The 8588-nt window shown below is 63.5% G+C and carries 8 protein-coding genes, 1 tRNA gene and 2 pseudogenes; 8 read left to right on the top strand and 3 right to left on the bottom strand.

The genetic code is table 11. The annotated features are described in order from the left end of the window. Window positions 1-963: integrase (locus M3461_21565; GenBank protein MDQ3776747.1), on the top strand; the 963-nt coding region annotated here is incomplete at its 5' end. Window positions 964-1067: 104 nt separating this feature from the next. On the opposite strand, the pseudogene M3461_21560 reads toward M3461_21565, so the two are convergent. Further along, a pseudogene (locus M3461_21560) lies at window positions 1068-1353 on the bottom strand (ISAzo13 family transposase). 329 nt (window positions 1354-1682) lie between these two features. Continuing rightward, window positions 1683-2402, bottom strand: a pseudogene (locus M3461_21555) (pyridoxal-phosphate dependent enzyme). A gap of 45 nt (window positions 2403-2447) precedes the next feature. On the opposite strand from M3461_21555, the gene rpiA reads away from it, so the two are divergent. From rpiA to M3461_21530, 5 genes are all read left to right on the top strand, one after another. Beyond that, the gene (rpiA, locus tag M3461_21550; GenBank protein MDQ3776746.1) at window positions 2448-3104 is read left to right on the top strand and encodes a ribose-5-phosphate isomerase RpiA; all 657 of its coding nucleotides are present in this window, start codon (window positions 2448-2450) and stop codon (window positions 3102-3104) included. Between the two features lie 6 nt (window positions 3105-3110). Then, entirely contained in the window at window positions 3111-3311 is a 201-nt protein-coding gene (locus tag M3461_21545; protein ID MDQ3776745.1) for a DUF2905 domain-containing protein, read from the top strand. Between the two features lie 34 nt (window positions 3312-3345). After that, on the top strand, window positions 3346-4155 hold the full coding sequence (locus tag M3461_21540; protein ID MDQ3776744.1) for a methyltransferase domain-containing protein: 810 nt from the start codon (window positions 3346-3348) through the stop codon (window positions 4153-4155). A 631-nt stretch (window positions 4156-4786) separates the two neighbouring features. Further along, on the top strand, window positions 4787-5560 hold the full coding sequence (locus M3461_21535; protein ID MDQ3776743.1) for an SDR family oxidoreductase: 774 nt from the start codon (window positions 4787-4789) through the stop codon (window positions 5558-5560). After that, entirely contained in the window at window positions 5560-6483 is a 924-nt protein-coding gene (locus M3461_21530) for a glycosidase (GenBank protein ID MDQ3776742.1), read from the top strand. Before M3461_21535 ends, M3461_21530 begins: the two co-directional genes overlap by 1 nt. 24 nt (window positions 6484-6507) lie before the next feature. Here the strand turns inward: M3461_21530 and M3461_21525 are convergent. Next, window positions 6508-6584: transfer RNA gene (locus M3461_21525), tRNA-Pro, on the bottom strand. 204 nt (window positions 6585-6788) lie between these two features. Here M3461_21525 and M3461_21520 point away from each other — a divergent pair. Together M3461_21520 and M3461_21515 are read left to right on the top strand one after the other, a co-directional pair. Next, window positions 6789-7133 (top strand): carboxymuconolactone decarboxylase family protein, encoded by a 345-nt coding sequence (locus M3461_21520; GenBank protein MDQ3776741.1) that lies wholly within the window; start codon window positions 6789-6791, stop codon window positions 7131-7133. A 53-nt stretch (window positions 7134-7186) separates the two neighbouring features. After that, window positions 7187-8588: aconitate hydratase (locus M3461_21515; GenBank protein ID MDQ3776740.1), on the top strand; the 1402-nt coding region annotated here is incomplete at its 3' end.

Raw genomic sequence — 8588 nt, 5'->3', positions numbered from 1 at the left:
CACGCGCCATCGACTACCTCGCCGGGAACGCACGACGCGCACACCCTAAACGGGATCGACAACGTGGGCGGCTGCAATTCGGTCTGGAGCCGATTTTCGCGAATCCTTAACTACATAACCTATGATTCACGGCAGCAGCTGACCCGCCTGGTGCGGCAGTGCTTGGCCACAGGAGGGCTCACCAAGCGCTACCGTCCGCCGGCACAGGGCTTTGCCCGAAAGTACACGGCCGCCGATGTAGCGCTTCTGGCCGAGACCGACGCCCTGCACGACCCGCTCTCGGGACCCGCCACCAAGCATTTGATGCAGCGCGCTTTGTTGGTCTTCGGGGACACCCGCTATACGCGGCTGGCGTTCATCTCGGTGGCGCATCTCTACAACCTGCGGACCGCCGCGGGCTACCGGGCGCGCCGCCAACAGTGGTGGGCCAAGACCCGTCCCACCGGCATCCCAATCGGCGAGCGCCGCGCGCCGCAACCCGACGGGAACCCCGGCTACCTGCGCATCGACAGCGTCCACCAGGGCGATGAGGATGGGGTGAAGGGCCTTTACCACATCAACGTCGTGGACTGCGTGACCCAGTGGGAGGGCGTGGCTACCTGCGAGAAGCTTTCCGAGGCCTATCTGCTTCCGGTGATCGAGGCGCTACTAGACAACTTCCCCTTTACGATCCGCGGCTTCCACGCGGACAATGGCTCGGAGTACATCAATCACCGGGTCGCTCGCCTGCTGGAGAAGCTCCGCATCGAGTTCACCAAGTCTCGCCCGCGCCATTCGAACGACAACGGCCTGGCGGAGACCAAGAATGGCGCCGTGGTACGCAAGTGTTTCGGCTACAGCCACATCCCGCAGCGTTTTGCGATGAAAATCAATTCCTTCTGTGCCGCGCACCTCACCCCCTACCTCAACTTCCACCGCCCCTGCATGTTTGCCGAGGACACCATTGATGCCAAGGGCAAGTAAAAAAACGCTACCCCCAACGGCTGGTCATGACGCCCCTGGAGAAACTGGCCTCGCTGCCCGATCCCGACACCTTCCTCAAACCCGGTATTACCCTGGCCCAACCGGAGCTCCGCCGCCAAGCGCGGGGTGCTCTTGCACGTCCAGCGGAGCGGCGAGCGCGGATCGCCCCGGGTGAGCGGATCCACCAAGCGTTCCAACTCCGCCAGCAATTCGGGCTGCTGCTCGGTCAGGGGCACCCCCAGGCCGGCGGATCCTGAAACGCGCGGTGGCCAACCCAGAACGCTCTTTGCCCAAGGGCTGTTCGAGTTCTTTGATACCGACGTGAATGGTGGTACGCGACAGACCGGTCGCACCGGCCACCAGGGTGATGCCGCCGCGTCCCAAGCTCATGGCTTCGGCTGCCGCCCAAAGACGCAGCGTGTTTTCCGTCAGACGACCAACCAACTGCTGGTATTTCTGCTTGGTGACTTTGCACAGGCCCTTGTCCACGCATAAAGATGTCAAGCATACCGGTCCTCGGCCTGGGATCGGGGCAATTTCAAGGATCCGAAAAAGGGCTTTTGAAATTCCTATTCCTCCACTCCCTCGGTCAATCAGATGATCCATGGGAGGGCGCTCCCGCCACCTACCGTCTTTGACCTGTCCCTCTCGACCGGCGGAGCCCCGTCAGTCCGTGTAGGCCTCGACGATCCGATCCGTCCCCTTTACGGCCCACTCGGCTCCTCGCCCACCTGCCTCACCGCCGCGCCGTCGGCGAAGGTGCCGATGCGGTCCAGGACGACGCGCTCGCCCATCTCCAGCGCCCGCTTCATGCTCGGGGCCTCGTCGCACTCGACGCCGATGACGCGGATGGCGGGGAGCAGGTGTTTGACATAGGCCGCCACACCGGCGATGAGGCCGCCCCCGCCGACCGGTACGAAGATGACGTCGAGATCGCCCGCGCGCTGCTCCAGGATCTCTTTGCCGACCGTGCCCTGTCCGGCGATCACCAGCGGATGGTCATAGGGATGCACGAAGCACAGGCCGCGCTCGGCTTGCAGGCGGTGGGCATGCTCGCAGGCGTCGTCATAGGTGTTTCCGTGCAGGACGATCTCGGCGCCGAATCTCCGCACCGCCGCGATCTTGATCTCGGGGGTGGTCTTCGGCATCACGATGAGCGCCGCGACGCAGAGGCGCTGGGCCGCGAGCGCGACCCCCTGGGCGTGATTGCCGGCCGAGGCCGCCACCACCCCGCGCGCGCGCTCCGCGGGCGTGAGGTGGTACATGAGATTGTAGGCCCCGCGGAGTTTATAGGAGAATACCGGCTGCAGGTCCTCACGCTTGATCCACACCCGGTTGCCGAGACGGCGCGACAGTTCCGGTGCCGGATCGAGCGGCGTTTTCCGGGCCACGTCGTACACCCGCGCGGTGAGGATCAGTTTTACGTAGTGCTGCAACATCGCCCATAAGATACCACCGACAGACCGACCGCGAGGAGCTTGCCCATGAACCAGGATGCCAACAAGCGGCGCGCCGCAGAGGCCGCCCTCGATCACATCGAGGACGGGAGCGTGATAGGGGTCGGTACGGGCCGCACCGTCGAGCTGTTCGTCGAGGCCCTGGCGCGCGTGAGGCAGCGTATCGAGGGTGCGGTCGCGAGCTCCCAGGCCACCGAGGCACTGCTCCGCAGGCACAACATCCCCGTGGTCGATCTCAATAGCGCCGGCGATCTGCCCCTGTATATCGACGGCGCCGATGAGGCCACGCGTTTCCTGCACCTCATCAAGGGTGGCGGGGGGTCCCTGACCCGCGAGAAGATCATCGCCGCCGCGAGCCGCCTGTTCGTCTGCATCATCGACGACTCCAAGCTCGTCGATGTCCTGGGGCGCTTCCCCCTGCCGGTCGAGGTGATCCCCCTGGCACGGAGCTTCGTGGCCAGACAGCTCGTCAAGCTCGGCGGACAGCCACGCTGGCGCCAGGGCTTCGTCACCGATAACGGCAACGTGATCCTGGATGTCCATCACACGAAGATCCCGGAGCCCGCGCGCCTGGAGGGCGAGATCGACCAGATCCCCGGGGTGGTGTGTAACGGCGTGTTCGCGCGCCGCCCGGCCGATGTCCTGCTCGTCGGTTCGGAACGCGGTGTCGAAACGATGCGCTGATGAGGCATGGCACGGACCCTCATCATCCTCGGCGCCGTCCTGCTCGTGGCGGGACTCCTGTGGCCGTGGATCCTGAAGCTCGGGCTCGGCCGGCTGCCGGGCGACATCGTCATCGAGCGCGAAGGGTTCCGATTCTATTTCCCGATCGTGACTGGGCTCCTCGTGAGCCTCGTCGTATCCGCATTGCTGTGGCTGTTCCGGCGCTGAAAACGACTGCTCGAGCCGGCTGAGCGCTGAGCGCATGGGCCGTCCGCTTCGGCTGCCGTACCTCGATCAAATCCTGGGCGCGCTGGCCCATTCGCCCGATCCGCCGGCTTGCCCGCTGCTCCGGGCGCTCGGCACCCGCCACGGGCACTGGGGTTATTATCGAGACCCGGAAGCGGCGGACGATTCCCTGGAAGGGCTCGCGGCGGCCCAGGAGGCGCTGTCCGAGCGGCTCCTCTGCCTCGCGGATGTCGGAAACGGCCAGCGCATCCTGGAGGTGGGCTGCGGGCTGGGTGGCACCCTTGCGCTGCTCGACGGGCGCTACACGGATCTCACCCTGCACGGCCTCAACATCGACCCGCGGCAGATCGCAGAGGCGCGGCGGTTCCTCACCCCGAGGCACGGCAACGGCGTGAGTCTCGTAGCCGCCGATGCCTGCAAGCTGCCCTATGGCGATGGCAGCTTCCAGGTGGTGGTGGCCGTCGAGTGCATCTTTCATTTCGCGAGTCGTCTGGAGTTCTTCCGGGAGGCTTGGCGCGTATTGGCGCCGGGCGGGCGGTTGGCGCTATCGGATTTCGTCCCGCGGGCATTGACGGCACCGTGGCTCGGCCCCTGGCTCCTGTGTTATGCCCGAGATATTTCGCGTTTCTATGGGCGGATGAACTACTTCTCGCCCTCGACGGTGTCCGGTTACCGGATGCTCGCTCGCCTGACCGGGTTTCGCCTCACCGTGAACGACGACATCACTCGGAACACCCTGCCCACCTATCCGGCCCTGCTGCGGGTGTTCCGCGAGATTAAACACCCGATCGCGGCGCGCGCCACGGTGAGACTACATTGTCAGTAAGTATTACCACCGGAGGCGTAAAGCTTACCGGCACCTTTTTTGACAAATATAGCGAGTTGCCGTGTCTCTCTACCCTACCTCAGCAAACGCATGCCATCCGGTAATCTGGTTTGCGAATAATACCTTTTGGTAAGGAAAACGGTGACTTACGCTGCGCTTGCCAGCGTGGCACAGTCATTCTAGCTGGGCATAGGTGTTCGAGCATCTGGCCGTGTGACCAGATTGTCGGCGTGGGTTAGTGGGATGCTATGCACTCATACTCAGATTTTGTAGGTGAGGCGTGAGGCGAGCCGACGAGGGCGCCCAACCGGTTTTGCTCCTTACCGGGTAAGTCTCAGCGTTCGTCCAACACTCGGCGTAAGATTTTTGGTTTTGATAAGGTTTGGTCATGACGAAGCCGCATAATGCCCCGGTACTTGGCGAACCCAGTCGCCCGACAGCCCGATCACCGATTCCGGCCCGACACCGTGCACGTTTGACAGCCTACCGGTCCAGTCGTATCTTCGCTCCAGAGGAAAAAGGGCTTTTGGAATTCTTATTCTCTCGGTTCGCTATGATTCGTAGTAATAACCCGTTTGGTTTTGTGTAGGACAGCGGAAACTTTCACATCACTCTGATCATTCTGAGAGTCATGGCTTCACGCGACGATGCGGTTGTGATTACTGGCGCGGAATCGGGCATCGGCGGCGCCTGCGCGCTTGGCTTCGGGCATGCGGGTTACGCAGTCGCCCTGCTGTTTCATAACGACGACCAGGCGGCCCGCGAGCGCCTCGGCGAGATCGAGGCGGCGGGCGGGTCCGGCGTCACCATTCAATGCGACGTGCGCGACGAGTCTTCGGTCGCCGGCGCTTTCGAGCGGGTCGAGGACGCACTTGGCATCGCCGATGTGCTGATCAACTCGGCCGGGTTGAACGAGAGCGGCATTCACGTCGCTGACATGGAGCTGGTGCAGTGGGAGCGGCTGATTGCGACCGACCTGACCGGCGCCTTCCTGACCTCGCGCCGCTTCGTCCGTGCCCTTCACGCGGCCGGGCGCAGCGGAGCGATCGTCAACATCTCGTCGATCCACGCGAAAGCCGTGCGCGCGGGCGCGGCGGATTATTGCGCGGCGAAGGGCGGGCTGAAGCGGCTGACCGAGACGATGGCGCTCGAGGAGGCGGCGAACGGCATCCGCGTCAACGCGATCTCGCCGGGGATGATCCTGACGCCGATGAACCCGCGCGCGGTCGCCGACGCCGAGTATCGTCGATCGCTTGAGGCCGCGATCCCCGTCGGCCGCGCGGGCACGCCCGAGGAGGTCGCCGGGCTGGCTTTGTGGCTCGCCTCGCCCGCCGCGGGCTATGTCACCGGGGCGTCGGTCGTGATGGATGGCGGCCTGTCGCTGGTGCTGGGGCAGGGCGCCTGATGCACCGCGAGCAGGTCACCTCCAATCCGGTCATCCTCGACTTCAACGTCGAGCGGCTCGAGCGGGTGACGCTTGAAGGCCCGCCGGCGCTGACCGAGCGCGCCTATATGAGCCCCTATGTCTGGGCGGCCGAGGGCGGCTACGAGATGTTGATCCGTGCGCGGCTAAGGATGGGCGCGCCGCTCACCGACACCGGCGTGATCTGGCACGGGCGAAGCGAGGACGGCGTCCATTTCGTCATGGCCGACGAACCCGCGATCACGCCCGGTCCCGACCCGATCGACTTCGGAGGCTGTGAGGATCCGACCCCCCTTTGCATGGAGGACGGCAGCTACGTCGTCTACTATACGGGCGTCGAGGACGATTTCGCGACGGGCCAGATGCTCTACGCGGCGGGGCCGTCGATCGGCGAACTCAAGAAAATGGGGGTCGCGTTGGCCTCATCGAAGACCAAGGGCAACACCAAAGAGGCGACGGTGATGCGGACCGCCGACGGTCACTGGCGGCTGTTCTACGAATATGCCGAGGACGACGCTTCGCTGATCGGGCTCGCGCGCGGCGTGGGTGTCGCTGGGCCATGGAAAGAGCGGCCGGCGCCCTTCTGCCCGCGCGAGGAAAGCTGGGACAATTGGCATTTATCGACCGGGCCAATGCTGCTCGACGACGCCGACATGCCGGTGATGTTCTACAACGGCGCGACGCGCGATGCGCGCTGGCGGATCGGCTGGGCGGCGTTCGACCGCAATTGCACCAAGGTGGTCGCGCGCGGGATCCAGCCGCTGATCACGCCGCCGCCGGTCGAGGACCGCACCGCGACCGACATCGCCTTTGCGGCGTCAGTGATCATCGAGGACGGCCGTATCTGGCTCTACTATTCTTTGAAGGACGCCGAACTCATGCGTGCCGAGATCCGCCGGAGCTGATCGCTCGGGGGTATGGCCGGTGTTTGGTCTGGGCGACAGGATTCGAACCTGCGACCCCCACGCACCCACTGTAATACGCTACCAGGCTGCGCTACGCCCCGACCCAGAGCCGCGCCATTACGTGCTGGCCGCGCCGATGGCAGGCATCGGGCGTGCCGGTACCGACTCCAGCGAGTCGAACTGTGTCCGTTATGCCAGTGAAAGCTGGCATTTAGGTCAGAAAATGGCGCCTCTTCCGTTAGGAGACCCCAGCTTTCGCTGGGGTGACGGTTCAATTCAAGCATTGATTCGAACGAGGAGACAACATGGACCTTTATCCCCCACTCAGCAAAGAACTCGCACGCAAACGGGCCCAGCTCGCACCGGAAATCTCCACCGCGTTCAAGGCTTTCAGCGCACGCGTGTTCGCCGATGGTGCGCTGCCCGTCAAGACCAAGCAGTTGATCGCGGTCGCGGTGGCCCACGTCACCCAATGTCCGCACTGCATTCGCGGCCACACCGAGCTTGCGGTGAAGCACGGGGCGACGGAGCAGGAGGTGATGGAAGCGATTTGGGTCGCCGCCGAAATGCGCGCGGGCGGCGCTTACGCGCATGCGAACCTTGCGCTTGAAACCATGAGTCACATGGAAACGGGCCGGTCCGGCGGCTGAACGTCGTGAACGCCCCGCCCGCTTTCCACACGAAAACCAAAGGAGGTTGAAGCATGGGCGAAAATGTCAGCCAGAAGTTGATCGGCAGCCATCTGGTCGAGGGCCGCATGGAAGCCGGACACGAGATCGGCCTTAGAATCGACCAGACCCTTACCCAGGATGCCACCGGAACCATGGTGATGCTCGAGCTCGAAGCGATGAACCTTTCCCGAGTCAAGACCGAGCTCTCCGCGCAATATGTCGATCACAACCTGCTCCAAACCGATTTCAAGAATCCGGACGATCATTTGTTTCTGCGCAGCGCCTGCAAAAAGTTTGGCATCTGGTACAGCCGTCCCGGAAACGGCGTGAGCCATCCGGTGCACATGGAGCGCTTCGGCATACCAGGCAAGACGTTGCTGGGCTCGGATAGCCACACGTGCGCCGCCGGCTCCCTCGGAATGTTGGCGATCGGCGCTGGCGGCCTGGAGGTCGCGCTGGCGATGGCAGGCGAACCGTTCTACGTCACGATGCCTAAAATTTGGGGGGTCAAGGTGATCGGGGATCTTCCCGAGTGGGTAAGCGCCAAAGACGTCATTTTGGAGATGTTGCGCCGCCATGGCGTCGCTGGCGGCATCGGAAAAATCATCCAATATTACGGTCCGGGGCTGGATGGACTGACGGCCATGGATCGCCACGTGATTGCCAACATGGGGGCCGAGCTTGGCGCTACCACGACGGTCTTCTCCTCGGATGCGGCGGTTAGGCGCTTCCTCGAATCCCAGGGTCGTGGTGAAGATTGGGCAGAAATCGTTGCTGACGAGAATGCCGAATACGATCAATACGAAGAAATCAATCTGTCCGAGCTCGAGCCGCTGATCGCCTGTCCGAGCAGCCCGGGCAATGTCGTGCCTGTAGCTGAAGTGGCAGGCCGGGAAATCTATCAAGTCATGATCGGCTCATCGGCCAACCCGGGACTGCGGGATTTCGCTGTCGCCGCGTTGATCTTGGACGGCAAGCAAGTGCACGGCCGGGTTTCTTTCGACATCAATCCCACTTCCCGCCAGATGCTGGAAAACCTGACGCAGACGGGACTGCTGGGGAAACTGATCCGGGCCGGTGGCCGCATCCACCAGGCCGGCTGCAACGGCTGCATCGGGATGGGGCAGGCACCGGCCACCGGGCGGATCAGCCTGCGTACCGTTCCGCGTAATTTCCCGGGCCGTTCCGGCACGAACGACGATCAGGTCTATTTGTGCAGCCCTGAAACGGCGGCGGCTTCGGCGCTCGCTGGCGTGATTACCGATCCAAGGACATTGCAAATGGAATACCCAAGATGTAAAGAGCCCGACCAACCCATTATTAACACGGCTATGGTCGCGCCACCTGCCGAAGAAAGCGAGCCTGTTGAGCTTGAGAAGGGGCCGAATATTCAGCCGCTTCCACCGTTTCATCCATTCCCGGATACGGTGGAAG

The organism is Pseudomonadota bacterium (assembly GCA_030860485.1).
GTDB lineage: Bacteria > Pseudomonadota > Gammaproteobacteria > JACCXJ01 > JACCXJ01 > JACCXJ01.
Note: the sequence above shows the minus strand (reverse complement) of the source record. Positions and strands in the feature narration are given on the sequence as shown.

Bases quoted from the DNA above. Each gene is read 5' to 3' on its own strand.
- rpiA (MDQ3776746.1), top strand. From the start codon at position 2,448: ATGAACCAGGATGCCAACAAGCGGCGCGCCGCAGAGGCCGCCCTCGAT.
- M3461_21545 (MDQ3776745.1), top strand. From the start codon at position 3,111: ATGGCACGGACCCTCATCATCCTCGGCGCCGTCCTGCTCGTGGCGGGA.
- M3461_21540 (MDQ3776744.1), top strand. From the start codon at position 3,346: ATGGGCCGTCCGCTTCGGCTGCCGTACCTCGATCAAATCCTGGGCGCG.
- M3461_21535 (MDQ3776743.1), top strand. From the start codon at position 4,787: ATGGCTTCACGCGACGATGCGGTTGTGATTACTGGCGCGGAATCGGGC.
- M3461_21530 (MDQ3776742.1), top strand. From the start codon at position 5,560: ATGCACCGCGAGCAGGTCACCTCCAATCCGGTCATCCTCGACTTCAAC.
- M3461_21520 (MDQ3776741.1), top strand. From the start codon at position 6,789: ATGGACCTTTATCCCCCACTCAGCAAAGAACTCGCACGCAAACGGGCC.